Consider the following 24,927-nt stretch of genomic DNA (forward strand, 5'->3'; position numbering starts at 1 on the left):
CCCCGTCCCCCGAACCCCCGGAAAGCCCCGCTCCGTCACCGGGCCCCGTCAGAGAGCCCCGTCAGGGGCTCGGGGAACGGCGAGTCCGGGTCTGCTGACGGTTCACTGCCGTTGCGCGCATCCGCTCCCGGTTCTGTTCCCACTCCCGCACCGTTACTCTCGGCGCCATGGCCGACCCCCGGGTACTCCACGTCATCACCGACCCCAGGGCCCGCGGCGCCCAACGCCTCGCCCACGACCTGCACGGGGAACTGCTGCGCCGCGGCCAGCCCTCCACCCTGGCCGCCCTGCACCCGCACCCCGACGCCGACCCCGCCGCCGCCGTCCCCGTCCTCGGTCCGTCCCGCCACCACCCCGCCACCCTGCGGGCGCTGCGGCGGGCCGCCGCCCGGGCCGACGTGGTGGTCGCGCACGGCTCCTCCACCCTCCAGGCGTGCGCGCTGGGGCTGTTCGCCGCCCGCACCCCCTTCGTGTACGTGAACATCGGCGACCCCCGGCACTGGACCGCGACCCCGCTGCGCCGCCTGCGGGTGGGTGCGTTCCTGCACCGGGCGGCGGCCGTCGCCGCGATCTCCCCGCACGCCGCCGAGGTGCTGCGCACCCGGTTCCGGCTGCCCGCCCGCCGACTGCGCACCCTCCCCAACGCCCGCCCCGCCGACCGCTTCCGGCCCGCCGCCGACCCCGCCGACCGGGCCGCCGCCCGCACGGCCCTCGGCCTGCCCGCCGACGCCCCGCTGATCGCCTGGGTCGGCGCGCTCAGCCCGGAGAAGCGCCCCGACCTGGCGCTCGCCGCGCACGCCCTGCTCCCGGCGGACGTGCACCTCGTGCTGGCCGGCGAGGGCCCGCTGCGGGCCGCGCTGGCCCCGGGCCCGCGCACCCACCTGCTCGGCCCGCTGGCCGACCCGGCCCCGCTCTACCGGGCCGCCGACCTGCTGCTGCTGACCAGCGACTCCGAGGGCGTCCCGGGCGTGCTGATCGAGGCCGCGCTGGCCGCCGTCCCGGCCGTGGCCACCGACGTCGGCTGGGTCTCGGACGTGGTGCGCCCCGGCGAGGGCGGCCTGCTGGTCCCGCCCGGCGACCCGGCCGCGCTGGCCGCCGCCCTGCGCACCCTGCTCGCCGCCGACCGCACCCGCTACGCGGCGGCCGCCCGGGCGCACGCCCTGGCCCACTTCGACCTCGCCCCGGTCGCCACCGCCTGGCAGCACCTGCTGCGCGAAGTCGCCCGCCCGCGCTGACCGGCGCCCCTGCCTGTGCCCCTGCCGGCGCCCCCGGTTGCGTCACAGCCGGAACCCGTCGGGTGTACGAACCACCCGCTGCCGGAGGGACGCCTGACGGAGCGTCCGGTCTCCCGTGTAACGGCCCGTGTAACAGCGCTGTACCGGACGTTCCGGCCCGCAACCGCCCGATAGCCGGACGCCGTGGTGATGCTTGCCGCCGACCGGCGGCCACCGCAGCGCATCGCAGGAGTCCGAGATGAACGTTCGCAAGCCCGTCGCCCTGGCCGCCCTTGCCGCCTGTGCCGTCCTGGCGCTGACGGCCTGTGACCCCGAGGACAGCGGCAGCGCGGCCCCGGCCGCCTCCACCGCGGCGAGCGCCCCCGGCGCCGCCCCGGCCGCCTCCACCGCCCCGTCCGGCGGCACCGGCGGCAGCACCGCCGCCCCCGCCGGGAACACCGGAGGCACCGGCGGCACGGTCCCCGCCGACATGCCGATCTGCGGCAACTCCGAGAAGGAGAGCGACGTCAAGGCCGAGCTGACGCTCGACAAGAGCGCCAACCCGCGGATGAACGGCATCATCAAGCTGACCAACACCAGCGGCCACGACTGCGTCGTCTACGGCGCCCCCGACCTGCGGATCAACCACGTGCCCACCACCTTCATGAAGCTCAAGAGCGGCGTCCTGGGCGCCGGCAGCTTCGCCACCGACAAGGCGCACGGCACCGTGCTGCGCCCGGGCGTCCCGGTCTACCAGGCCGTCAGCTGGCTCGCCTCGCCGCCGGTCGCCGCCAACGCCACCTGCGCCACCGCCGACGTACTGGAAATGGTCCGCAACGGCGAGGTGCTCGCCCTGCAGATGCAGGTCAAGGACGGCCGCTACTGCCCGATCGCCGAGGAGGGCTCCGACCAGATCCAGATCGGCGTCCCGAAGGCCAGCGAGGCCGAGGCCCGCGCCCAGTGGAAGCACGACGGCAAGTAACCGGCCGTCCCCCGACGCAGGTGGGCGCCGGAGCGGGGGCGCGCCCGCCCACCGGAGCCGAGGGGGCCGAGCACCGCAGCCGCGACGGCCGCGGCAGCCATAACAGCCGCGGCAGCTGCAACAGCCAGGACGGCCGGGGCAGTCGGGACTTCGAACGCCCGACGCCCGTTCGAACCGCCGTGCCGCCGTGCTGCTCCGATCCGGCGAACATCCGGCGAATTCCGCCGTCCGGGGCCCGATCGCCTGGAACGCCGCATCCCGGCCTGCCAGTCTGCCGGGGTGAAGTCGCTGCTCAGAACCACTGTCCTGCTCGCCGTCGCCGGGGGCCTGCTGACCGCCCCGGCCGTCGCCGAGGCCGCGCCGGCCCTCCCCGGGCTGCCGTCCGGCCCGAACGGCCAGCAGTTGCTGACGCCCGGTCACCAGCTTCCCGCCGTCCGGCCGACCGGGCCCACCCAGCAGCACGCGCCGGTGCCCGCGACCCGCCCGCTGGACGCGGCGGCCCCGCTGCCGGCCGCGCCGAAGGCCCAACGGGCCCACGAGGCGGTCGAGTTCTTCTGGTACGACTGCTCGCACTCGGCGCTGCTCGAACAGCCGCTCACCCGCTGGGCCGCCGAGCACCAGGCGGACGTCACGCTGCGCCGCGTCCCCGCGATCTGGGTCGGCAGCCCCGACGAGGCCGAACAGCGGGCCCACGCACGGCTGTTCTACGCCCTGGACCGGCTCGGCGAGGTCGACCGGATGCAGGCCGCGGTGTTCCGCGCGGTCCGCGAGCAGCACACCGACCTGACCACCGAGCGGTCCGCCGCCGACTGGGCCGCCACCCAGGGCGTCGACGCGGCGAAGTTCCGGGCCGCGTACCGCTCCGCCGAGGTCGACCGGGCCGTCGAGGACGCCCCGAAGCTGTTCACCCAGAACCGGATCACCGAACTGCCCACCGTGGTCGTCGACGGCAACGGCCGCACCTCGCCCACCAGGGCCGGGGGCGTCGACGGCATGCCCTCCGCCCTCGACCAGCTGGTCGCCGACTGACCCCGGCCGACTGACCCCGGCCGACTGACCCCGGCCGCCTGACCCCGGCCGTCCCTCGTCGCCCGAACTCCCTGGCCGGAAAGGGCGGTTCGGTCCGGAACCGTCCCGTACCCGGCCGAGTCGCCGCAATCTTCACCGAACCCGCCCCCCGCCCGCACACTCTGTGTCATTGTGGTCGGCGGGTCGGCCCGGCCGGGGGGATCGGCCGCCCGCACCGTCCGCGCGGCGGACGACAGGCAGAGGACAGGCGGACGGCGCGGCCAGCGGGCGCAGCCGGACGGCACAGGCACCGGGGGAGGCCACCGCCCCGGGGAGGGCGGGAGTCCGTGGGGGGACAGCGCGCGCAGGTCATCGACGAGCAGCCGGGCCGGGTCGCCCCACCGGGTGCCGCCACCCCGACCGGGCCGCCGCCCGAACTGGTCTTCAAACGCCGGCTTCGCCCCGTCCGGGTCGCCCACGAGCTGTGGGCCGCACGGGAGTTGGTGCGGGCCCTGGCCGAACGCGACCTGCGCGCCCGGTACAAGCAGGCGGTGCTCGGCTTCGCCTGGGCGGTGCTCACCCCGCTCGCGCTGTGCGCGATCTTCACCCTGGTGTTCCACCGGGCGGTCAAGATCGAGACCGGCGCCGTCCCGTACACGCTGTTCGCCTACCTCGGCCTGATCGTCTGGCAGTTCTTCTCCAACACGATGAACCAGGGCGCGCTCAGCCTGGCCAACAACCTCAGCCTGCTGAACAAGGTGTACTGCCCGCGCGAGGTGTTCCCGCTCGCCACCATGCTGGTCGCCACCGTCGACATGGCGATCGGCGTCGGCGTGCTGGGCCTGATGTTCCTGGTGTTCTGGACGGCCCCCGCCGCGACCTTCCTGTGGGTACTGCCGCTGCTGGCCGTCCAGTTCGCCTTCACCTACGGCATCGCGCTGGTCCTCTCGGTCGCCGTGGTCTACCTGCGCGACGTCCGCCACCTGCTGCCGATCATCACCCAGATGGGCGTCTTCGCCACCCCCGTCGCCTACCCGCTGGCCAAGATCCCGCACCGGTTGCAGGAGGTCTACGTCGGCGTCAACCCGCTCGGCGCCGTCATCGAGGGCTACCGCAAGGCGCTGCTGTACGGCGAGGCGCCGAACGCCCAGCTCACCCTGATCGCCGCGGCCAGCTCGCTGGTCTTCCTGGTCGGCGGCTACCTGGTCTTCAAGAAGCTGGAAACGGGGATCGCCGATGTCGCGTGACTACCCGCCGGGCACCATCCGCACCGAGCAGGTCTGGAAGCGGTTCCGCGCCGACCAGCAGCGCATGCTGCTGCGCGACCGGGTCGACCAGGCCGCCCGCCGCCTGCGCGGCGACCGCGGCGAGGACTGGCGCTGGGCCCTGCGCGACATCAACCTGCACGTCGAGCCCGGCGAGTCGGTCGGCCTGATCGGCTCCAACGGCTCCGGCAAGTCGACGCTGCTGAAGATGCTCACCCGGGTCATGTACCCGTACGCGGGCGTCATCGACGTGCGCGGCCGGATCGGCGCCCTGATCGAGATCCGGGCCGGCATCCACCCCGACCTGACCGGTCGGGAGAACATCTACCTGTTCGGCGCGCTGCTCGGCCTCAAGCGCCGCGAGGTCGCCGGACGCTTCGACGACATCGTCGAGTTCGCCCGCCTCGGCGGCGCGATCGACCGGCAGGTCAAGTTCTACTCCTCCGGCATGCAGATGCGCCTGGGCTTCGCGGTCGCCGCCTACCTGGAGCCGCACGTCCTGCTGGTCGACGAGGTCCTCGCGGTCGGCGACGCCGTCTTCCAGCAGCGCTGCCTGGACCGGATGCGCGAGGTCGCCGAACAGGGCACCACCATCGTCTTCGTCTCGCACGACCTGCCCGCCGTGCAGTCCATCTGCCGCCGCGGCATCTGGCTCGAACAGGGCACCGTCCGGGTGGACGCCGGGATCACCGACGCGCTGGCCGGCTACCGCGACTCCATCGAGGCCCAGTCCGAGGCGAGCGCCCGGGTCGGCGAACCCCTGCAACTGCTCACGTACGAGGTGCGCGGCGAGGACGCCGACGACACCACCCTGCACACCGACGAGCCCGTCACCGTCGAACTCACCCTCGGCGGCGACTACCGCGGCGACGCCACCCTGCACCTGGGCGTCAGCGAGGGCACCTCCAGCCCGATCTTCCAGATCAGCCACGAGATCCGGCTCACCGGCGGCGACCACAAGGTCGCCTGCGTCATCCCCCGGCTCCCCCTTCCCCGCGGCCGCTACACCCTGTGGACGGGCGTCTACTCGATCGGCAAGACCGACGGCGGGACGCTGATGAGCTGGCACTCCGCCGGGCAGTTCGACGTCTTCGGCCCGATGCTCGACACCCCGCCGCGCGCCGTCGTGATGGCCGCCCCCGTCTTCGTCCCGCACCAGTGGGAGGACTGATCATGCGCTCCGTCCGGGTCCTGGTCCACCTCAACAACCTCGCCCTCGGCGGCGCCCAGCTCAACGCCGTCGACATCGCCCGCACCCTGCGCGACCGCGGCCACCAGCCCGTCCTGTTCGCCCAGGGCGTCGACGGCCCCGCCCCGCTGGTCGACCTCGCCGCCGGACACGGCCTCGACCTGGTCGTCGCCGGCGACCCCGCCACCCCGCACGCCGTCATCCGCGCCCGCCTCACCCGGCTCGCCGACGAACACGGCTCCCAACTCGTCCACGCCTGGGAGGTCCGGGCCGCCCGCAACGCCTACTTCGGCCCCGGCCGCCAGGGCCGCCTCCCCGTCGTCACCACCTTCTACGGCATCCGGATGCTCCGCGGCATGCCCCGCCACCAGCCCCTGGTCCTCGGCCTCGGCGCGCTGCTCCCCGACGGCCGCGCCTTCGGCCACCGCGACCTGCGCCTGATCGAACCCCCCGTCAACACCGACTCCGACGCGCCGGGCGCGGTCTCCGGGGACGCCTTCCGCGCCGAAGTGGGGGCCTCTCCCGACCAGCTCCTGCTCTGCATCGTCACCCGCCTGGTCTCCGGCCTGGAGAAGGACGCCGGCGTCTCCCGCACCATCGCCGCCCTCCGCCTCCTCGACGACCCGAACCTCGTCCTCGCCGTCGTCGGCGGCGGCCCCAGCGAGGAACGCCTGCGCGCCGAAGCCGCCGCCGCCAACGAGGAACTCGGCCGCCGGGCCGTCGTCCTCACCGGCCAGCGCCCCGACCCCCGCCCCGCCTACCAGGCCGCCGACCTCGTCCTCGGCATGGGCGGCTCCGCCCTCCGCGGCCTCGCCTTCGCCAAACCCGTCATCGTCCACGGCGCGAGCGGCTACACCGCCGTCCACGAACCCGGCCCCCTGGTCGAACCCCACGCCTCCCGCTGCATGTACGGCCACGGCGACCACCCCGCCGACGCCAAGGCACTGGCCGCCCAGATCCGCACCCTCGCCGACAGCCCCACCCGCCGCGCCGAACTCGGCAGCTGGGGCCGCGACTGGGTCGTCGACCGCTTCTCCCTCGCCCACGTCACCACCGCCTTCGAGGAGATCTACCGCGAACTCCTCCACCAGCCCCCCGGCCGCACCGCCTGGCTCCGCGACCTCGAACAGATGTCCCGCTACGAGTTCGTGAAGCCCACCGCCCGCCGCCTGATCGGCCGTTGACGCGACGTCAGCCCTCCGCGAGCGGAATGAACGGGATCGCCTCGCGGATCATGACGGCCGGGTCGGGGGTGTCGTAACCGAGCAGGCGCGCCCACTCGGCGACCTGGGGCAGCGTGGTGCCGAAATCCTGGGCGGCCTGGAGCAGGCTCCAGACATTGGTGCGCCGGTGGCTGTACAGCAGGCCCTGCAGGCGGAGCGCGGCGTGCTCCGGGAGCCCGGGCGGCAGTTCGTCGTTCGAGGTGGGAATCCCCAGGGCCCGCAGTCGCCGGGCGAGCTGCGACGGGGTGATCCGCAGGTTGCCCGCGATGGGGACGAGCAGGACGAACGGAACGGCATCGGTGACCGGGGGATACGGGTTCTGGCCGAGGTTGTTGATGAGCTCCGTCACGGCCAGGTCGAACGGGTCGTCACCCGGGAAGGCTGCGACCGCGGAGCTCCTCCGGGCGATCCAGCGCATGATGCCCCGGAACAGCGGGCTGTCGAACCCGGGGCCGAACCGGAACGGGAGCGGATGGTCGTCGGGGGCGAGGAACCGGACGGCCAGGGAAAGCAGTTCGGCATCCGGCAGGTCTTCGGGGAGACTGCAGCGCAGGCCGATGTCCTCGAACGCGCGGGCCATGGCGGCGGGGGACTGCCCGGTGAGTGCCGAGGCCCTGAGCAGGTGGTCCAGCGGAACGTCCGGGCCGATCCACGGCGGCAGCCCGCCGAAGTCCCGGCTCAGCAGCGGTACCAGGTGTTCCGGGACCGATCGGGGAAGCGCCGGGGCGGCCGGCAGCCCCAGCTCTGCCAGCTGGTCCGCGACCTCCGCCAGCGGAAGCCCGGTCCGCTGGGCGGCCAGCGCGAGATGGCCCAGCGGCACCGGTTCGCCGGGTTCCAGCCTGTGGGGGGAACGCGTGCGGTCCGGCCACGGGAGGAGGAGCTGGTCCCGGTCGCCCCGGTCGTACGTGGACGCGAGGGTGAGGACCGGAACGGGCACCGGGATTCCGAGCTCGTGCAGCAGCCGGGCGGTCGCGGCAGCGTTCCACGGGGATCTGCCCAGTTCGCCGACGCTGGCGGGACCCAGGCCCCACCAGTCGAGCACCCGCAGGGCCTTGATCCGGGGAAGGGTGCTGTGGCGCGAGTCGCGGAGAACGGACTGCCCATTCAACATGCGGGTGAGCCCGCCGGCCCGATTGAGGGGGTCCGCCCGGTAGTGGAACCCCGAGTGCTCCAGCTGGTTGAGGATCGTCAGATCGGAGGGGAACGCGGTGAGCAGCCGGCCGATTTCCGCCAGTTCGGGGACGAGCGAGGTCAGGAGGTCCGCCAGCGGGTGGGGTCGGTGCGCCAGCACCCGCCACAGGAACCAGGGGGCGGGCAGGTCGTTCAGGGAGAACAGCCAGGTGAGGGGCGGTCGTAGTCGGCCGCCCTCGTGCAACCGGCCGCCGTGGTCCTCGGGGAAGAACCCCTGGCGGCGGATCAGCTCCGGGAGCGAGCCCGGCCGGTCCTGTGGTGCCGAGCCCCGGACCGCCTCGGTGATCAGGTCGCAGAGGTAACGGTTGTCCTGTCCGAGGTCGAGCAGCCACCGGTCGCGGAGCAGCCCCCGGTCGTCGTGGACCAGCGCGTGGGCGGCGGAGCGGAGCAGTCCGTCCATGGTCGCGGACAGGTCGTCGAGGACCTCCCGCCGGTCGACGGACAGCCGTTCGGGCGTGGCGGGGCCGGAGAGGTTCACCACAACGCCGCGCAGAGCGTTCTCGGTGGGGCCGCCGGCGCTCCCCCGCCCCAGCGAGACGACCAGGCCGTCGACCAGCAGGCCGCCGCCCTCCTCGCACCAGACCACCTGCACACCCGCCGGTGCCCCGTCCCACGGCACGAACCGCCCGTACGCGGTCAGGCCGTACTGGTCGGTGCTGCGCGGGTCCCGGGGCCGCAGCACCCCCGGCTCCCAGCGTGCCGCGTAGCCCCGGTGGGTGGCCGTGGTCTCGAACTCGGCGATGCCCAGCAGCCGTTCGAGGACTCCCACCGCCGACCAGTCGTCCGGCAGCACGCCCTCGTCCAGGTACAGGCGGACGGCCGTGCCGGGCTCGGTGCGGGCGGTGGCCTGCGGGGTGATGCGGAACAGGTGCCCGGGGCCGTGGATGGAGGCCGCCAGCTCCGGGCCGAGGCCGCTGTCGCGGCCCATCCGGCAGGTGGTGACGGTCATCCGTTCGGCCAGCATGAAGTAGCTGAGCACGCCGATGCCGAACCGGCTGTTGGGATACAGCTCGACGGGCGGGTCGACGCCCTGCCACAGGGCCCGTTCCTCCAGCAACTCCTGCTGTTCGGCGAAGCGTTCGCCGGCCTTGGAGAAGACGCCGCGCAGTTCGGCCTCGCCCATGCCGATGCCGTTGTCGCGGCACTCCAGGTACGGGCGGCCCTGCTCGTCGACGCCCTGTTCGAGGGTGATCAGCCCCCGGTAGCCCGAGCTCTCGCCGCCCGCCTTCCGCACCAGGTAGTCGGCCCGGGCCTTGCGGTAGCGGCAGGCGTCCAGCGCGTTCTGGTACAGCTCGCGGACGGCCAGGTCCCGGTCGTGGTAGAGCTGTTCGCCCATCAGCAGCGAGCGCATCTGCCGCTCGTTGAGCCGGAACCGGGCCGACTCCTTGAACGTGCCGGGCGCCGGTGCGACGTTCGCGGAGGACAGTCGCAGCGGCAGGCCCGTCACCGCCTCGGACCCCAGGGTGCGCTGGACGGCGTGCAGCAACTCGTCCGCGTGGGCGACGTACTCGCGCAGCGCCTCGGCCACCGCCTCGTGGTGGCACTCGGCCCGCAGCACGGGCAGCCCGGGGGCGCCGCCCCAGTGCATCTCCCGCAGCGTGGACAGGAGTTGCGGCAGCAGCACCGGATCCTGGATGCCGAGGTGGTCGGCGACGATCTCGGGCAGCGCGGTGGCCTCGACGGCGAGCGCGTACGCCAGCGCGGTCAGCAGCACCAGCCGGGGCGGCCGTACGGTCTGGTGGCCCTCGCAGTCGATCAACTCCCGCTCCGTCAGGTCGTGCAGGAACTCCCGGTTGGCCACCCCGGCGCCGCGCCGCAGCCCGCCGAGTGCGGTCCGCACCGTCAACGGGGTGAGTGCGGCCCTCAGTTCGGCCCCGGGCAGGGCGGCGAGCAGCGCGGTGACGGCGGCCGGTTCCGCGAGGTCGGCGTGCCGGGCCAGGTGGCGGTGCCACAGCCAGTGGGCGAGGGCGGGCTCGGTGCGGGCCCGGTCGGCGAGCTGCCGGTGCTCCTCGCCGTACCGTTCGGGCCGTTCGCCGCAGGCGAGTTGGAGGGCGCGGACCCGGTAGACCATGGGCAGCAGGACCAGCACGGCGGCCTCCGCCGGGTACAGGAACCCGTCTCCCGGTTCGCCCAGCAGCCGGCCCACCGCGCGGACGAAGCGCCGCACCACGTCCGGGTCCTGCCACGGATCGTCCGCCAGCAGCGGCGCCAACCCGTCCCGGAAGCAAGCCAGTTCGGTCGCCGCCCGGACGGCCTGCCGCTTCCACGGCTCCGCCTCGCTGCCGGGCCGCAGCCGCGACCACACGGCCGACTCGGCGACCAGCCGGGCCCACTCCTCCCCGGGCGCGGACGGCTCCGCCGGGGCGGCGTGCACGTGGACGGTGCCGATCCGCCCGGCCTGGACGACACTCCCCGCCGTCCCGCCGCTGAACACGTTCCCGCCGTCGAGGCTCCCCGCCGTCCCGCCGTCGAAGGCGTTCCGGCCGTCGAACACGTCGCTGTTCCGCTCCACCCGCGCCTGGCTCCCCTCCGGACTGGGAGGACGAGCCTACCGGTCCGGCGGGACGGGGACGCCGAGGGCGCGGAGCAGGTCCCAGGCGGCGTGTTCGGCGTACAACTCATCCGATTCGACGGCCAGTTCGACCTGTCGGGGGTCGAAGGGCAGCCCGGCGGCGCCGGCCCAGGCGAGGGCGTGCCCGAGGGCCTCGGCGCGCTGCTGCTCCCACTCGGCGGTCACCTCGTCGACGCACTCCTGCCACTCCTCGGCGCTCAGCCCCTCGTCGTCCTGCTCGCAGCCGAACCGCTCCCGCACGGCCTGCTCCACGACCAGGTGGACGGCCTGCTCGAACATCCAGGCCGGGCCGCCGGGCAGGCAGCCGTGGATCTCGGACCAGTCGCTGTGGAAGACCCGGGCCACCAGCGCGGGGGCGGCGGTCCGTTCGGCGAGGCGGGCGGCGAGGTCGCCGGGAGAGCCGGGGGCGGCGGTGCCGGAGCCGGTCAGGACGTGCCAGCCACCGGGGCAGGAGAGGACCTCGGCCGGGTCGGGCACCTCGGGCAGTTCCGCGCTCCCGGCGCGGAAGACGATCAGGTGGCCGGTGAAGCCCACGGGTTCCCCCTCGGAACACTGCCGGGGCTCAACTCCCCGGCCGGAGCACCAGTGTGACGAAGCCGAAGCCGTCGCGGTACCCGGTCAGCCACTCCTCCCGGTGGGTGTCCGCCGCGCGCAGCGCGGCCTCGCGCTCGGGCCCCGGCGGCCGGTCGAGGGCCCAGTCGGCGAGGGAGCCGGTCCAGGCCCACTCGTAGGCGTCGAGTTCGGCCCGGCTGGAGGTGTGCCCGGCGACGGGAAGCCAGCCGGCGTCCCGGACCGCGGCCACCGTCCCGGCCAGGTCGGTGAGGCCGTCACCGAACAACTCCCTGGCGCGGGGCGCCGGTTCGCGCTCCCAGTAGGACTCGCCGAGCAGCACCGCGCCACCCGGCGCGAGCAGCGGGCCGATCGCGGCGAGGGCCGGGCCGAGCCCGCCGAAGGCGTGGGTCGCGCCCACGCACAGCACCGCGTCGAAGGGCTCGGCTGCGGTGAACTCCCGGGCGTCGCAGTGGTGCAGGCCGATCCGCCGGGCCACGCCGAGCCGCTCCGCGGTGCGCCGGGCGGTGCGCAGCGCGGCCGGGTCGGTGTCGACACCGACCGCCCGCAGGGCCGGGTGCGCGGCCAACGCCCGTACCAGCCAGGGGGCTTCGCCGCAGCCGAGGTCGAGCAGCCGCCCGTCCGCCCGGCCGCGCAGCAGCCGCTCCAGCAGTTCCCGCACCGCCTCGTCCGACAGCGGCGCGGCGACCGGGTGGTCGCGGTGCGCGATCCGTGAGATCTCCTGACGCTCCATCGTCGGATCCTTCCCGTCGCGCCGCCCGGCTATTCAGTCCGCCGCGCCGCCCGGCTGCTCGGCGCGCTGCGGCCGCGGGTAGGTGCGGCCCTTCCAGGCGGCGCCCCGGCCGCGCCAGTGCTGGACGGCGGAGTCGACCGTCATCAGCAGGTACAGCAGCGCGGTGAACGGCAGCAGCGGCGCGGCGGCCGCGGGCTGCCCGTAGTAGCGGAGCATCGGCGCGTACGTCCCGGCCATCACCGCCCACCCGGCCAGGCCCGCCCCGGCCGTCCACCACGCCCCGGCGGCGGCCCCGGCGACGGCGGCCACCGGCGGCACCAGGTAGACCAGCGCCAGGCCCGCCACCGTCCCCGCCAACAGCAGCGGCGAGTACCGGAGTTGGGCGTACGCGCTGCGCGAGACCATCCGCCACAGCGGGCCCAGCGCGGGGTAGGGGCGGACCGAGTCGACCAGGTCCGCGAGGCCCAGCCAGGTCCGGCCGCCGGTGCGCTTGACCGCCCGGGCCAGCGAGACGTCGTCGATCACCGCCCCGCGGATCGCCGCGACCCCGCCCGCCCGCTCCAGCGCGGCGCGCCGCACCAGTGAGCAGCCGCCGGCCGCGGCGGCGGTCCGGGCGCCGGGCCGGTTGGCGCGCCGGAACGGGTACAGCTGGGCGAAGAAGTACACGAACGCCGGGACGATCAGCCGCTCCCAGCCGCCGGCCACCCGCAGCCGGGCCATCTGCGAGACCAGGTCCAGCCGGTGGCCCTCCCCGGCCGCGACCAGCGCCCGCAGCGAGCCGGGGCGGTGCGCGATGTCGGCGTCCGTCAGCAGCAGCCACTCGGCGTCCCCGGCCTGCCCGACGCCGTGCCGCAGCGCCCACAGCTTGCCGGTCCAGCCCTCCGGCAGCGGAGGGGGAGTGGTCACCGCCAGCTCCAGCCCCCCGGTGCGCTCCGCCAGCTCCCGGGCCAGCCCACCGGTGCCGTCGGTGCTGTGGTCGTCCACCAGCACCACCCGGGCCCGCCCCGGGTACTCCTGCGCCAGCAGGCTCGGCAGCGACACCGGCAGCACCCCCGCCTCGTCCCGGGCCGGGACCAGCACCACCACCGAGGGCCAGGACGCGGGCTCGCCACCGCCCCGGGGCAACCGCTGGTCCGTCCGCCAGAACCCCCCGTGGCACACCGCCAGCCACACCCACGCCAGCAGCGACACCACCGAGACCCACCACAGCACCGTCACCCGGGCAGTCTGCCCGATCCGCCCCCAACCACCCCCGAGGCACGACGGCCCGAGGGCGGGGGTGTCAGACGGGTTCCGGCGGCAGCGCGGCCACGGCCAGGGCGACGGCCTCGGCGGCGGTGGCGACCGTGGCGGGTTCGCCGCCGCCCGCGCGGACCAGGTACCCGCCGCGGTGCAGCGGCTCGACGGACGCGCCGACCCGCTCGAACGGGTAGTCGGGCGTGCTGGAGAACCACAGGGTGTAGTGGCTGGTGACCGGCCGCAGCCGCCGCAGCCGGGGCTGCGCGAACGCCGCCTCCCACAGGGCCTTCACGTCCTCGCGGGCCACGGGGTACGGGCCGTGTGCGAGGCCCTGCATGCGCACCCGCCAGTTCAGCTCGATCCGGTCCAGCGGCGTCCGCTCGTGGGTGAACGCCCACTCCTGGACATGCAGGAACGGGGCGGTCCGCCGGATCGCCGCCAGGTCCGCCCCGGCCAGCCAGGCCGAGACCGCCCGGAGGGCCGGGAGCAGGTCCGGCGGGCGTCCCTCGGCCAGCGGCAGCCTGCCGCGGTACAGCGTCAGGTGCGGGGGGTAGCGGTCGCTCTCCCCGCGCAGCCTCGCCCGGTCGGGCGCCGGCGGGCCAGGCTCGGCCCCGTGGTGCGGCGCAGGCGTGGCCGGCGGCCCCTCGAACTCGGCCGTGCACCAGGTCAGTCTGCGGGCCGGGGGCAGCGGGAGGCCCGCCGCGGCGGTGAGCCGGGCCAGTTCGGCGCCGAACCGGGCCGCGGAGGCGTCCCGTTCGGCCTGGGTCTCGTGCGGGGGGAGGATCACGGCGCGCAGTGTAGGGCCCGGGGCGCGACGGCCCGGCGGCAGGTTCAGACCCGGGCGGGGGCCGTCAGGAGTGCGCCCTGCGGGTAGGCGAGGGCCTCGGGCTGGAGGGCGGACGGGCGGCCGGAGTGCAGGACGGTCAGCGTTCCGTCGCCGGGGCGGGTGCCGGGGCCGAGGCGGCGCAGGGTCTGGGCGGCGATCGCGTCCGCGGAGCCGTGCAGGCGGACCGGGTGGGCGAGGGCGGCGGCGATCAGGTCGTCGATCAGTTCGTAGTGGGTGCAGCCCAGCACCACGTCGGTGGTCCCGGCGGGGGTGCGGGCGGCGGCCGAGGCGACGGCGGCGGCGATCGCGGCCCGGTCGGCCCGCTCGACGGCTTCGGCCAGTTCGGGGCAGGCCACCTCGTGGACCTCGGCGGCCCCGCCGAACTCGGCGATCAGCCCGCGCTGGTACGCGCTGCCGGTGGTCCGGGAGGTCGCCCAGATCGCCACCACCCCGCCGGCCGCGGCCGCGGGCTTGATCGCGGGCACCGTCCCGACCACCGGCAGCCCCGGCTCGAACTCGGCCCGCAGCCGGTCCAGCGCGTGCACCGTCGCCGTGTTGCAGGCCACCACCAGCGCCTCCGGGCGGTGCGCCATCGCGGCCCGGGCGCAGGCCAGCGCGTGCTCGGTGATGTCCTCGGGCGTCCGCGGCCCCCAGGGCATGCCGTCGGGGTCGCAGGAGACGACCAGGTCCGCGTCGGGGCGCAGCCGCCGGATCGCGGCGGCGGCGGCGAGCAGTCCGAGTCCGGAGTCCACGAGGGCGATCTTCACGAGCACCGACTCTACCCCGTGCCCCCGCGGCCCCCGCGGAGCCGCCGTCCCCGCCCCGGGCGCCCCGGCGCGAGCCGCCGTCCTACGGCCCTGGGAGCCCGGGTCTGCTCCGTTTGACTGACAGTATGACCGCGATCTTGGCGTGTCCCCGGCCAGTGGCGGTGCCTCCTCCGAGGCTTGGGTCCCATGGGACAGCTGACAGCATCGAACGAACGGGTGCCGGCCGACAACAGGGTGTCGGGCACGGCCTACACCAACCTGGTGGTCGCCACCATCGGCTTCGCGCTGACCTTCTGGGCGTGGAACCTGATCGCCCCGCTGGCGGGCGAGTTCGACAAGACCCTGCACATGTCGTCGTTCGCCCAGTCGTTCCTGGTCGCGGTGCCGGTCATCGTCGGCTCGCTGGGCCGCGTCCCGGTCGGCGCGCTGACCGACCGGTTCGGGGCCCGGCTGATGTTCCCGCTGATGTCGGCGCTGACCATCGTCCCGGTGCTGCTGCTGATCCCGGCCCGCGAGTCGTACGGGGCGCTGCTCGCGGTCGGGTTCTTCCTCGGGCTCGGCGGCACCACCTTCGCCATCGGCGTGCCGCTGGTGAACTCCTGGTTCCCGGCCAGCAAGCGCGGCCTGGGCATCGGCGTGTTCGGCATGGGCATGGGCGGCGTCGCGCTGTCCGGCTACTTCACCCCGCGGCTGTGGAAGCACAGCCACGACCTGCCGTTCTGGGTGATGGCGATCGCCCTGGCCGCCTACACGGTGGTCTCCTTCTTCCTGCTGCGCGACCGCCCCGACCGGGTGGTCCCGACCGCCTCGCTGGCCTCCCGGCTCGGGCGGGCCGGGCGGCTGCGGGTGACGTGGGAGCTGTCCGCGCTGTACGCGATCGGCTTCGGCGGCATCGTCGCGTTCGGCGTCTACCTGCCCACCTACCTGAAGACCTGGTACGAGCTGTCCGCCACCGACGCGGGCACCAAGGCCGCCGGGTTCGCGCTGGTCACGGTGGTCTTCCGGCCGTTCGGCGGCTGGCTGTCGGACCGGATCCACCCGGCCGTGGTGACCTGCTGGGCGCTGGCGGTCACCGCACTGTTCGCCGTCGTCCAGGCCTTCGACCCGGCCCTCAGCCCGGTCGGCACCATCGCCTTCATGGTGATGGCGGCCGGCCTGGGCACCACCAGCGGCTCGGTGTTCGCGCTGGTCGCCCAGGTCACCCCGGTCGCCCAGGTCGGCTCGGTGACCGGCATCGTCGGCGCGATCGGCGGCCTCGGCGGGTTCGTCCCGCCGCTGGTGATGGGCGCCATCTACAGCGCCAAGAGCAGCTACTCGATCGGCTTCATGCTGCTCTCCGACCTGGCCCTGGCCGGCGCCGTCTACGCGATCGGCCGGATGCGCGGCATCCGCCCCACCGCCACCGACTGACCCGGCCCGGCCCGTGCGCGAGCGGCCCGCACCCCTCCGGAGGGGTGCGGGCCGCTCGCCTGCCGGACGGGGTCAGGACTGCGCGCCCAGCAGCCGCTGCACCGCCGGCTCCAGGCCGGACAGGATGGTGTCGAACCGGCGGGTCGAGGTGGTCGAGTCGACCTGGAGGCGGCTGATCCGCAGCGGGTGCGCGGGCAGCCGGGGCCCGAGCCGGTGGTCGGAGAGGAAACCGAGCCGGTAGCCGAGCTGGCGCAGCACCGCGTCCGCCCGCTCGTCGAAGCCGCCGTCCGGGTAGGCGAACGCCGACGGGGCCTCGCCCAGCCAGCGGGTCAGCGCCCGGTGCGCGCCGGTGATCTCCGCGTGCACCGTCGCCTCGTCGCAGCGCCGCAGCGAGGGGTGCCCCAGGGTGTGGTTGCCGACCGTGACGTCCGCCTCCCGCAGGGTGCGCAGGTCCTCCGGGCGCAGCTGCTCCTGGGACGGCGGGCGGCGGTTCGCCGAGACCCGCAGCTCGGCCAGGCTGCGCCGCCGGTCCGGGTCGGGCATCGCCTTGAGCAGGGCCAGCACCCGGGCCGGGTCGGCGCCGCGGGACAGCAGCCGGGCCCGGCCGCCGTGCCGGGACAGGAACGCCGCCTCGTGCCACCAGAACGGCTTCTCGGTGCCGACCAGCTCGGCGATCACGAACGCGGCCGCCGGGATCCGCCGGGCCACCAGCTCCGGCAGCGCGTGCCGCAGCACGGTGCGGTCCGGGTCGTCGAAGGTCACCAGCACCGAGCGCGGCGGCAGCGGCCGGCCCTCGGCCAGCGCCCGTTCCACGTCCTGCACGGACACCGGCGTGGCCAGCCGCCGCAGCCGGTCCAGCTGGGCGCCGAACGAGGCCGGGTCGGTGATCCCGTGGTAGGCGAGCACGGCGAGCCGCTGCGCGGCCCGGGCCCGGAACAGCGGCTGGGCGGGGCTGAACCGCAGCCAGCTGCTCCGGTCCCGCCCCTGCTCCCGGGGCCGGCGCGGGGCGGGCGCGGCGGACGGGACGACGGGCTGGGGCGGGGCGCAGACGGCAGCGGCGGTGGTGGCGTACGACACGGTTCCCCCCTCGGTCGCCGGCAAGCGGCGTGGCGGTACCGTCGGCAGGCGGAGCCCGGCCTCCGACCCCGGGCGCGGCGGCTCCGCACCCGAGTGATCTAGCCCGCGGCGGGGGTACTCCCGACCCCGCTCGTCAGGCGGCTCCTGGATCGCTCAATGTAGTGGAGACCCACGACGCCCCGGGATGGTTGTACGCCGGACGGCGAGATTTCGCGGGCGGTCCGGAAACGCTCCGCAAGGCGGCCCGGCAGCCGCCGGAAGCCCTTGCAACGGCCCCCGCCGGGCGCCCCGTCCGGCATCCGCCGGGTACCCGTCCGGCATCCGCCGGGTACCCGTCCGGCACTGCCCGGCACCGTCCGGCGGCGTTCCGGCGGCGTTCCGGCGGGGGAGGAGGACCATGGCCCGCGCCCCCGCACCGGGTTACCGTTGAGGGCATGGCAGACACCCGAAGTGACCGTGCCGCTACCCGCCGCTCCGCCCTGTTCAGCGGCTGCGCGCTGCGCCGCCACCAGCCGCTGCTGGCCCTGCTCGGCCTGGTCTGCGTCGGCATGGGCATCGCGGTGGCCGTGCTGGTCCCGCAGACCGACGGCCCGGCCTGGGTGATGGCGGTGGCCGGCTGCCTGGCCGCCGGGGTGCTGGTGCTGGTCCGGATCGGCGTCGCGCTGCTGCGCCCGAGCGGCGGCGCCACGTCCTGAACCGCCCGGACCGGTCGGGTTGACCGACTGTCGACCGGAAAACGTCCACCAATGGGACAGGACCGGTCGGACCGGCTGATTTTCGGCCTACCTACGCACTTCTTTCACGTTTCCGGGGCACCAGCCTCACACTTCCCCCTACTGTGATTCGCATCGCCCGCGGCAGCCGCGGGCCGGGGGAGTCACAGTCCGGTGCGGGGGCACCGCGAGGGGGATCCATGCCGAGCAGCGCCGCCGGGGCCGGAGGCGTCCGGACCAAGGTCAAACAGCAGCTGGCCCGCGCGGCCGGCCGGGTGCCCGGTGAGGGCGCCACCCTGCTGATCTACCACCGGGTGGGCGGCGGCACCGCCGACGAGCTCGACCTCGCCACCGCCGACTTCACCGCCCAGGCCGACCTGCTCGCCGAGCTCCCGCCCGGCCGGGTCGTCCCGCTGGACACCGCCGCCGACCGCCTCGCCGCCGGCCTGCGCACCCCCAGCACCGTCCTCACCTTCGACGACGGCTTCGCCGACACCTACGAGACGGCCTGGCCGCTGCTCAGGGAACGCGGCCTGCCGTTCACGGTCTACCTGGCCAGCGGCCTGGTCGGCGCCCCGATGCGCTGGGAGGGCTCCACCGCCAAGGGCGCCCCCGCCACCGGCCTCAGCTGGGAGCAGCTGCGCGAGATGACCGCCTCCGGGCTGTGCACCGTCGCCAACCACACCCGCAGCCACGCCCGCCCCGAACTGCTCACCACCGCCGAACTCGACGCCTGCGGCGACGACGTCGAGGAACACCTCGGCACCCGCCCCGCGCACTTCGCCTACACCTGGGGCCGCCCCGTCCCGCACCTGGACGCCGCGCTGCGGGCCCGCTTCCGCACCTGCGCCACCGGACAGGTCGGCCGCAACCTGCCCGGCTACGACCCGGTCCGCTTCCACCGCGTCCCGGTCCGGCGCACCGACCCGATCGACTTCTTCCGGGCCAAGCTGTACGGCCGGCTCGTCCCCGAACGCGCCTACGCCCGGATCGTCGCCACCGCGAAGGCGGTGGGCGCCGGTGCCTGACCAGCTCCCGCTCCGCCTGCGCGGCGAGGGCGGGCGGCCGCTGCGGGTCGCCCACCTCACCACCGTCGACATGTCGCTGCACCTGCTGCTCGCCACCGAACTCGCCGTCGACGTCCAGCACGGCCTGCACACCTACGGCATCAGCGCCCCCGGCCCCCACCTGGAGCGGATCGAGCAGCTCGGCGTCCGGCACCGGCCGCTGCCCTCGCTCACCCGCGCCTGGCAGCCCGGCGCCGACCTCGCCGCCGCCCGCGAACTGCTCGCCGAACTGCGCCGGATCCGCCCCGACGTGCTGCACACCCACAACCCGAAGACCGGCGTGCTCGGCCGGATCCTCGGCCGGCTCGCCCGCGTCCCCGTCGTCGTCAACACCTGCCACGGCCTGTGGGCGCAGGCCCACGACCCGCTCGCCAAACGGCTCGCCGTGCTCGGCGCCGAGGCGCTCGCCGCCCGCTTCTCGCACGCCGAGCTCTACCAGAACGCCGAGGACCGGGCCGCGCTCGCCAAGTGGGGCGTCCCCGCGCGGCGCTCCCGGGTGGTCGGCAACGGCATCGACCTCGACCGCTTCCCCGCCCCCGGCCCGGCCCGGGACGCCCTGCGCGCCCGGCTGCGCGCCGAACTCGGCGTCGCCGAGGACGAGTTGCTGGTCGGCGGGGTCGGCCGGCGGGTCGCCGAGAAGGGCATCCGGGAGTACGCCGAGGCCGCCCGGGCCCTGGCCGGCAAGGCCCGCTTCGTGTGGATCGGCCCCGACGACCCCGACAAGCCCGACGCGCTGCGCGCCGCCGAGGCCGGCGTCGAGTTCCTCGGCCCCCGCGACGACATGCCCGCCGTGTACGCCGCCCTCGACGTCTTCGTCCTCCCCTCCCACCGGGAGGGCTTCTCCCGCTCCGGCATGGAGGCCGCCGCCAGCGGCCTGCCCCTGCTGCTCAGCGACATCCGCGGCTGCCGCGAGATCGGCACCCACGACGAACACCTGCTGCTCGCCCCGGCGGCCGACGCCGCCGCCCTCACCACCGCCCTCGACCGGCTCCTCACCGAGCCCGCCCTGCGGATACGCCTGGGCGCGGCGGCCCGCCGCCGCGCCCTCGACCGGTTCGACCAGCGCGCGGTCGCCCGGGTCTCGCTGGAGACCTACGCCGCCGTCGCCCGCCGCCGCGGGCTGCGCTGGACCACCGACTGACCACCGACCGACCGCCGACTGCGCACCGACTGCGCACCGCGCAGCACCACGGCCGCCCGCACCGTCACCACCGCCGCGCGCCGGGCAGCCCCGGGCGCGCCCACCACACCACGACGCACCGACCCAGTTGGGGGAGAAATGAAGCGAGGGGGGGACCTCGCGGTCACCGTGCTGGCCGGGATCATCGCCGTCCCGCTCGGCCTGCTGATCGCCCTCCTGATCCGCGCCACCACGGGCGGACCGGTGATCTTCCGTCAGACCCGCACCGGCCGGCACGGCCGGGAATTCGCCATCCTCAAGTTCCGCACCATGCGCGACAAACGGCACGAGGACGAACCCGACGCCCCGCGCATCACCCGCCTCGGCGCGCTGCTGCGCAAGACCAGCCTGGACGAACTCCCGCAGCTGTGGAACGTCCTGCGCGGCGACATGGGCGTCATCGGCCCCCGTCCCACCCTGCCCGAGCAGGTCGTCCACTACTCCGACCGCCAGCGCGGCCGGCTCGCCGTCCGCCCCGGCCTCACCGGCTGGGCCCAGGTCCGCGGCCGCAACTCCATCACCTGGCCCGAACGCATCGAACTCGACCTCTGGTACATCGAGCACCACAGCCTCGCCCTCGACCTGCGCATCCTCGCCCTCACCGTGAAGGTGCTGCTGCGCCCCGCCGGCATCACCGCCGCCGGCGGCGTCAACCCCGGTTTCCCGGCCCCCGCCCAGCCCCCGGCCCCGGCCCCCGCCGAACCGGCCGCCGCCCGGATCGTGCTGCCCCGGCAGGCCACCGCGACCGCACCCCGGCTGGCCCGGGAGGAACTGCGCGGCTGAACCGGTACCTTCCGGAAGGAGGAGCCGACACGACGGACGGAGCACGGCACATGGTGTGGATCGCGGGCGCGGGCGGCGTCGGCCGGGAGGCGCTGGACGTGGCGCTCGCCGCGGGCGTCGAGGTCTCCGGGTTCCTGGACGACCGGCTCGCCGGGGGCCCGGTGCGCGGCCTGCCGGTCCAGAAACCCGCCGAACTGCCTTCCGGCGCACCGTACTTGATCGGCATCGCCGATCCGGCGGTCCGGGCCCGGCTGGCCGCCCTGCTGGATGCGGCCGGCGGCCACCCCGTCACCCTGGTGCACCCCCGGGCGATCATCGCCCCCGAGACCGAACTCGCCCCCGGCTGCCTGGTGATGGGCGGCGCGCACGTCTCCAGCAGCGTCCGCCTCGGCCCGCACAGCCAGGTCCACTACAACGCGACCGTCGGCCACGACACCCGCCTCGGCGCCCGGGTCACCGTCTACCCCGGCGCCAACGTCTCCGGCGCCGTCCACCTGGAGGACGACAGCACCGTCGGCTCCGGCGCCGTCGTCCTCCAGGGCCGCACCGTCGGCCGCGCCGCCTTCGTCGGCGCCGCCGCCACCGTCACCCGCGACGTCCCGCCCGCCACCACCGTCGTCGGCACCCCGGCCCGCCCGCTCACCCGCTGAGCACCGGTGCCGGAGGGCGTCGCCTAGGCTTCCCCGCATGGGAATTCCTGCGTTTCTGGCGGAGCTGCGCGAAGTGGTCGGGCACCGGCCGCTCTGGTTGTCCGGGGTGTCGGCCGTGGTGGTCGACGAGGACGGGCGGGTGCTGCTCGGGCAGCGGGTGGACAACGGGAGGTGGGCGCTGATCGGCGGCATCATCGACCCGGGGGAGCAGCCCGCGGACACCGTGGTGCGCGAGTGCCTGGAGGAGACCGGCGTGACGGTGCTGCCCGAACAGCTGGTCTCGGTGTCGGTCTCCCCGATGATCGAGTACCCGAACGGCGACCGCTCCCAGTACCTGGACCTGGTCTTCCGCTGCCGCCCGCTGTCCGGCGAGGCCCGGGTGAACGACGACGAGTCGCTCCAGGTCGGCTGGTTCCACCCGGACGCGCTCCCCGACATCGGGGACCGGGCCCGCGACCACATCGCCCGCGCCCTGGCCGGAAAGGACGAGGCGCACTTCGAGCTGACGGGTCGTTAGCGAGGCGGGGGGGGGCGCCCGGCGCGCGCCCCCGCCCGCGGGTCAGAGCGTCCGGAACCAGTCCGCGGTGCGCCGCAGCCCCTCCTCCAGCGGGACGGGCACCACGTCCGGGAACAGCCCGCGCAGCCGCGCGTTGTCGGCCTGCGAGTCCCGCACGTCCCCCGGCCGCGGGTCGACGTGCGCGGCGGCGACCGGCGCGCCCAGCACGGTGCCCATCAGGTCGATCAGCTCCAGCAGCGAGGTCCGCGTCCCGAAGGCCAGGTTCACCGGGTCCGCGCTGACCACCCGGCGCAGCACCGCCTCGGCCAGCACCTGGGCGACCGTGCCGACGTAGGTGAAGTCGCGGCTCTGCCGCCCGTCCCCGTGCACCGTCACCGGCCGGCCCGCCAGCGCCGCGTCCAGGAACGCCGGGACCACCGCCGCGTACGCGTGCCCGGCGGCCTGCAGCGGCCCGAACACGTTGAAGAAGCGCAGCGGCAGCACGCCCAGGCCGTAGCAGTGGTGGTACGCGCCGAGGTAGGACTCGGTGGCCAGCTTGGAGACCGCGTACGGGCTCATCGGGGCGGTGCGCATCGTCTCGCGCTTGGGCAGCTCCCGGTTGGCGCCGTACACCGAGGACGAGGACGCCGCCGCGACGTACAGGCCGCCCGCGCGGCGGGCCGCCTCCAGCACCTCCAGGGTGCCGGTGGCGTTCACCCGGTGGCTGGCCAGCGGGGCGGCGACCGAACGCGGCACCGACGGCAGCGCCGCCAGGTGCACCACCGCGTCGGCGCCGGTGAACGCCGCGTCCAGCAGGGCCGGGTCGAGGATGCTGCCCTCGAAGAAGGAGACGTCCACCCCCGCCAGGTTGGCCTTGCTGCCGGTGGACAGGTCGTCCACCACCCGGACCTCCGCCACCTCCTGACGCGACGTCAACTCCCGGGCCAGATTGGCCCCGATGAACCCTGCCCCACCGGTGATCACCACACGCACGGCCGCGCACCACCCCTCTGCTCGGGCCCGGGGAATCCCCCCGCCGGGCCATCGCCCGACTCTAGCGGCGGCCCCGTGCCCGCCGTGCGCGAAATCCCCACATGCGCAACCGAACCGCCGCATCCGGTGCGGCGGTCCGGAAGCGGGCGGTCCGGAAGCGGAGGGTCCGGGTCAGCGCTTGGGGCGGCGGGCGGTCTCCTCCGCCGCGTCCAGCACCGCCGCCAGGTCGCCGCCCGCGGTCGCGGTCGCCACCGCCGCCACCGCGCCCTCCACGAACGGGGCGTCGGCGAACCGGGTCGGGAACGGCAGGCCGTGCTCGTCGGCCGCGGCCAGCACCGTCAGCACGGTGCGCACCGGGCCGTCCAGGTCGCACAGCACCGCCACGCCGTGGCCCTGGTCGACCCGGCGGGCCGCCGCGGCCACCAGCACCGCGCTGCTGCCCGGCCCGTCGGCCAGCGCGCCGCCGGTCGCCGCGACCGGAGCCGGATCGTCCGCCTCCGTCACCGCCAGGGCCACCGCCCGCACCGCGTCGGCGAGTTCCTGGCTGTGCGACACCAGCACCAGGCCCACCCGCCCGTGCCCGGCCGGCCGGGCCGGGCGCGGCACCGAGGGCACCGGCGCGGTCACCGTGCCGGTCGCGGCGCCCACCGGCGGGGCCGACGGCGCGGTGGAGATCGGGATGACGTCGGCGCGGCTGCGGTCCCGCTGGTCCATCGGCTGCTCCCGGGTCGGTGGCGGACTGCTCGACCCCATCCTCACCCCGAGGCGGCGGCCGGGACGTCCTCTTAGCACAGGTGTCGCCGCCGGACGGCCGGATCGGCCCATCTGCACCGCCCCGCGGGCGGCCCGGGCCCCGATCGGCCCGCCCGGGCGGCCCGGGTGGCTAGGCTGGCCGCTCGACCACAGCAGGACCCAGCGGGAGGGTGAGCGGATGACGCCGGCAGAGGCGGCCCAGGCGGCGAACGAGCGGCGCAAGATCGAGCTCGACGTGAGCGGGGCCGAGTGGCAGAACGCGGCGGGCGACGAACAGGGCGTGCAGATCGCCTTCGTCGACGGGTACATCGCCATGCGCAACGGCGCGGAGCCGGACGGCCCGGCGCTGATCTTCACCCCCGCCGAGTGGCGGGCCTTCGTCCTGGGCGCCCGGGACGGCGAGTTCGACCCGCACCGGCAGCAGTAGCCGAAGGGCCACCGGCCGGGCCCGGAACCGGCCAACTCCGGCCCGCCGGTTGGCCCGGCGTTCACCGGCCCGCCACGCCCCGGACCAGGAGTTCCGGGGTGCGGCGGAGCGGGCCGGAACCCGCGCGCAGGTGACGACTGGGCATACGCCGAGGTTACAAAAGAGTTCTGATGGACCGAATCTTGTTGACTGGTCGACAAGCCTGCCAGCACAGTAAGAGCAGGCAGACGCCGTGCCTACCGCCCCCACGCGGTATAGGCACGGCGCCCGCTTGTGCTGCCCGTCAACGGCGCCGCTGACGGGCTCTCCCAGTCCCTGTGCCGCACAGGGTGCGGCAGCCGTCGCAGCGGGAGTTGGCCCGACCGGGAAGAGCGACTCCCCGGGGTGGGCCGGAGCCCGGATTCCGCACGCCCCCACGCGGCGGTGATCCGGGCAAGGTTCGCGGACGCGACGGCACGAGGGCCCCGCGAACCTGGCTCTGGGTTTGTTTTATGTGTGTGGCTGTTGTGGCGCCGACCTGATGGCACCTCGACCGCCCGGAGCCCGCCGGAATCACCCGCAGGCTCAAGGAACCGTCTAAGGACCATTGAATCAGCAAA

23 protein-coding genes are annotated in these 24,927 nt (G+C 75.3%); 14 read left to right on the forward strand and 9 right to left on the reverse strand.

The window, feature by feature from the left end; translation table 11 throughout:
* The first annotated feature begins 167 nt into the window (after nt 1-167).
* The 6 genes from IH44_RS42815 (at nt 168) to IH44_RS0115705 (ending at nt 6,842) form a co-directional block, all read left to right on the forward strand.
* Nucleotides 168-1,235, forward strand: coding sequence for a glycosyltransferase (locus IH44_RS42815; RefSeq protein ID WP_051816938.1), 1,068 nt, complete (start codon nt 168-170; stop codon nt 1,233-1,235).
* Between the two features lie 238 nt (nt 1,236-1,473).
* Complete coding sequence (locus IH44_RS42820; RefSeq protein WP_030460165.1) at nt 1,474-2,196, forward strand: hypothetical protein; 723 nt, start codon at nt 1,474-1,476, stop codon at nt 2,194-2,196.
* 279 nt (nt 2,197-2,475) lie between these two features.
* Nucleotides 2,476-3,225, forward strand: coding sequence for a thiol:disulfide interchange protein DsbA/DsbL (locus tag IH44_RS0115690; protein WP_030460166.1), 750 nt, complete (start codon nt 2,476-2,478; stop codon nt 3,223-3,225).
* 326 nt (nt 3,226-3,551) lie between these two features.
* Nucleotides 3,552-4,451 carry an ABC transporter permease gene (locus IH44_RS0115695; protein ID WP_030460167.1) on the forward strand — a complete coding sequence of 300 codons (900 nt, stop codon included), beginning with the start codon at nt 3,552-3,554 and terminating at the stop codon, nt 4,449-4,451.
* Entirely contained in the window at nt 4,441-5,640 is a 1,200-nt protein-coding gene (locus IH44_RS0115700; protein WP_035955251.1) for an ABC transporter ATP-binding protein, read from the forward strand. Before IH44_RS0115695 ends, IH44_RS0115700 begins: the two co-directional genes overlap by 11 nt.
* A gap of 2 nt (nt 5,641-5,642) precedes the next feature.
* Entirely contained in the window at nt 5,643-6,842 is a 1,200-nt protein-coding gene (locus IH44_RS0115705) for a glycosyltransferase family 4 protein (protein WP_030460169.1), read from the forward strand.
* Between the two features lie 7 nt (nt 6,843-6,849).
* Here IH44_RS0115705 and IH44_RS0115710 read toward each other — a convergent pair whose 3' ends face one another.
* The 6 genes from IH44_RS0115710 to IH44_RS0115735 form a co-directional block, all read right to left on the reverse strand.
* Nucleotides 6,850-10,584, reverse strand: a complete 3,735-nt coding sequence (locus IH44_RS0115710) for a hypothetical protein (RefSeq protein ID WP_030460170.1) — start codon at nt 10,582-10,584, stop codon at nt 6,850-6,852.
* 36 nt (nt 10,585-10,620) lie between these two features.
* The gene (locus IH44_RS0115715) at nt 10,621-11,178 is read right to left on the reverse strand and encodes a hypothetical protein (protein ID WP_030460171.1); all 558 of its coding nucleotides are present in this window, start codon (nt 11,176-11,178) and stop codon (nt 10,621-10,623) included.
* Nucleotides 11,179-11,206: 28 nt separating this feature from the next.
* Complete coding sequence (locus IH44_RS0115720) at nt 11,207-11,947, reverse strand: cyclopropane-fatty-acyl-phospholipid synthase family protein (protein ID WP_030460172.1); 741 nt, start codon at nt 11,945-11,947, stop codon at nt 11,207-11,209.
* Nucleotides 11,948-11,980: 33 nt separating this feature from the next.
* Complete coding sequence (locus tag IH44_RS0115725; protein WP_030460173.1) at nt 11,981-13,165, reverse strand: glycosyltransferase; 1,185 nt, start codon at nt 13,163-13,165, stop codon at nt 11,981-11,983.
* A gap of 64 nt (nt 13,166-13,229) precedes the next feature.
* Nucleotides 13,230-13,973, reverse strand: a complete 744-nt coding sequence (locus tag IH44_RS42825; protein ID WP_051816939.1) for a DUF6193 family natural product biosynthesis protein — start codon at nt 13,971-13,973, stop codon at nt 13,230-13,232.
* Nucleotides 13,974-14,017: 44 nt separating this feature from the next.
* A complete protein-coding gene (locus tag IH44_RS0115735; RefSeq protein WP_030460175.1) occupies nt 14,018-14,779 on the reverse strand; it encodes a glutamate racemase in 762 nt (253 codons plus the stop codon).
* Nucleotides 14,780-14,965: 186 nt separating this feature from the next.
* Here IH44_RS0115735 and IH44_RS0115740 point away from each other — a divergent pair, with 186 nt between their 5' ends.
* Nucleotides 14,966-16,189 (forward strand): MFS transporter, encoded by a 1,224-nt coding sequence (locus IH44_RS0115740; RefSeq protein ID WP_030460176.1) that lies wholly within the window; start codon nt 14,966-14,968, stop codon nt 16,187-16,189.
* 72 nt (nt 16,190-16,261) lie between these two features.
* Here the strand turns inward: IH44_RS0115740 and IH44_RS0115745 are convergent, their stop codons facing one another.
* A complete protein-coding gene (locus tag IH44_RS0115745) occupies nt 16,262-17,266 on the reverse strand; it encodes a polysaccharide deacetylase family protein (RefSeq protein ID WP_030460177.1) in 1,005 nt (334 codons plus the stop codon).
* Between the two features lie 434 nt (nt 17,267-17,700).
* On the opposite strand from IH44_RS0115745, the gene IH44_RS0115750 reads away from it, so the two are divergent.
* From IH44_RS0115750 to IH44_RS0115775, 6 genes are all read left to right on the forward strand, one after another.
* Entirely contained in the window at nt 17,701-17,961 is a 261-nt protein-coding gene (locus IH44_RS0115750; protein WP_030460178.1) for a hypothetical protein, read from the forward strand.
* Between the two features lie 218 nt (nt 17,962-18,179).
* Nucleotides 18,180-19,007: a polysaccharide deacetylase family protein gene (locus tag IH44_RS0115755; protein WP_030460179.1), complete on the forward strand. Its 828-nt coding sequence runs from the start codon at nt 18,180-18,182 to the stop codon at nt 19,005-19,007.
* On the forward strand, nt 19,000-20,187 hold the full coding sequence (locus IH44_RS0115760; protein ID WP_030460180.1) for a glycosyltransferase: 1,188 nt from the start codon (nt 19,000-19,002) through the stop codon (nt 20,185-20,187). The genes IH44_RS0115755 and IH44_RS0115760 overlap by 8 nt, the downstream gene beginning before the upstream one ends.
* Before the next feature lie 138 nt (nt 20,188-20,325).
* Nucleotides 20,326-21,009: a sugar transferase gene (locus tag IH44_RS0115765; RefSeq protein WP_030460181.1), complete on the forward strand. Its 684-nt coding sequence runs from the start codon at nt 20,326-20,328 to the stop codon at nt 21,007-21,009.
* A gap of 50 nt (nt 21,010-21,059) precedes the next feature.
* Entirely contained in the window at nt 21,060-21,659 is a 600-nt protein-coding gene (locus tag IH44_RS0115770) for a NeuD/PglB/VioB family sugar acetyltransferase (protein ID WP_030460182.1), read from the forward strand.
* Nucleotides 21,660-21,696: 37 nt separating this feature from the next.
* Nucleotides 21,697-22,176, forward strand: a complete 480-nt coding sequence (locus IH44_RS0115775; RefSeq protein ID WP_030460183.1) for an NUDIX domain-containing protein — start codon at nt 21,697-21,699, stop codon at nt 22,174-22,176.
* A gap of 42 nt (nt 22,177-22,218) precedes the next feature.
* On the opposite strand, the gene IH44_RS0115780 is transcribed toward IH44_RS0115775, so the two are convergent.
* Both IH44_RS0115780 and IH44_RS0115785 read right to left on the reverse strand, forming a co-directional pair.
* Entirely contained in the window at nt 22,219-23,148 is a 930-nt protein-coding gene (locus tag IH44_RS0115780; protein WP_030460184.1) for an NAD-dependent epimerase/dehydratase family protein, read from the reverse strand.
* A 171-nt stretch (nt 23,149-23,319) separates the two neighbouring features.
* Nucleotides 23,320-23,862 carry a PTS-dependent dihydroxyacetone kinase phosphotransferase subunit DhaM gene (locus tag IH44_RS0115785; protein WP_081966911.1) on the reverse strand — a complete coding sequence of 181 codons (543 nt, stop codon included), beginning with the start codon at nt 23,860-23,862 and terminating at the stop codon, nt 23,320-23,322.
* 217 nt (nt 23,863-24,079) lie between these two features.
* Between IH44_RS0115785 and IH44_RS0115790 the strand changes: the two genes are divergently transcribed.
* Nucleotides 24,080-24,328: a DUF397 domain-containing protein gene (locus IH44_RS0115790; protein ID WP_030460186.1), complete on the forward strand. Its 249-nt coding sequence runs from the start codon at nt 24,080-24,082 to the stop codon at nt 24,326-24,328.
* Nucleotides 24,329-24,927 lie beyond the last annotated feature (599 nt).

The sequence above is a fragment of the Kitasatospora sp. NRRL B-11411 genome (genome assembly GCF_000721345.1).
GTDB classification, from domain to species: domain Bacteria; phylum Actinomycetota; class Actinomycetes; order Streptomycetales; family Streptomycetaceae; genus Kitasatospora; species Kitasatospora cineracea.

Bases quoted from the DNA above. Each gene is read 5' to 3' on its own strand.
- IH44_RS0115750 (WP_030460178.1), top strand. From the start codon at position 17,701: ATGGCAGACACCCGAAGTGACCGTGCCGCTACCCGCCGCTCCGCCCTG.
- IH44_RS0115705 (WP_030460169.1), top strand. From the start codon at position 5,643: ATGCGCTCCGTCCGGGTCCTGGTCCACCTCAACAACCTCGCCCTCGGC.
- IH44_RS42815 (WP_051816938.1), top strand. From the start codon at position 168: ATGGCCGACCCCCGGGTACTCCACGTCATCACCGACCCCAGGGCCCGC.
- IH44_RS0115755 (WP_030460179.1), top strand. From the start codon at position 18,180: ATGCCGAGCAGCGCCGCCGGGGCCGGAGGCGTCCGGACCAAGGTCAAA.
- IH44_RS0115740 (WP_030460176.1), top strand. From the start codon at position 14,966: ATGGGACAGCTGACAGCATCGAACGAACGGGTGCCGGCCGACAACAGG.
- IH44_RS0115770 (WP_030460182.1), top strand. From the start codon at position 21,060: ATGGTGTGGATCGCGGGCGCGGGCGGCGTCGGCCGGGAGGCGCTGGAC.
- IH44_RS0115790 (WP_030460186.1), top strand. From the start codon at position 24,080: ATGACGCCGGCAGAGGCGGCCCAGGCGGCGAACGAGCGGCGCAAGATC.
- IH44_RS0115775 (WP_030460183.1), top strand. From the start codon at position 21,697: ATGGGAATTCCTGCGTTTCTGGCGGAGCTGCGCGAAGTGGTCGGGCAC.
- IH44_RS42820 (WP_030460165.1), top strand. From the start codon at position 1,474: ATGAACGTTCGCAAGCCCGTCGCCCTGGCCGCCCTTGCCGCCTGTGCC.
- IH44_RS0115785 (WP_081966911.1), bottom strand. From the start codon at position 23,862: ATGGACCAGCGGGACCGCAGCCGCGCCGACGTCATCCCGATCTCCACC.
- IH44_RS0115765 (WP_030460181.1), top strand. From the start codon at position 20,326: ATGAAGCGAGGGGGGGACCTCGCGGTCACCGTGCTGGCCGGGATCATC.
- IH44_RS0115720 (WP_030460172.1), bottom strand. From the start codon at position 11,947: ATGGAGCGTCAGGAGATCTCACGGATCGCGCACCGCGACCACCCGGTC.
- IH44_RS0115700 (WP_035955251.1), top strand. From the start codon at position 4,441: ATGTCGCGTGACTACCCGCCGGGCACCATCCGCACCGAGCAGGTCTGG.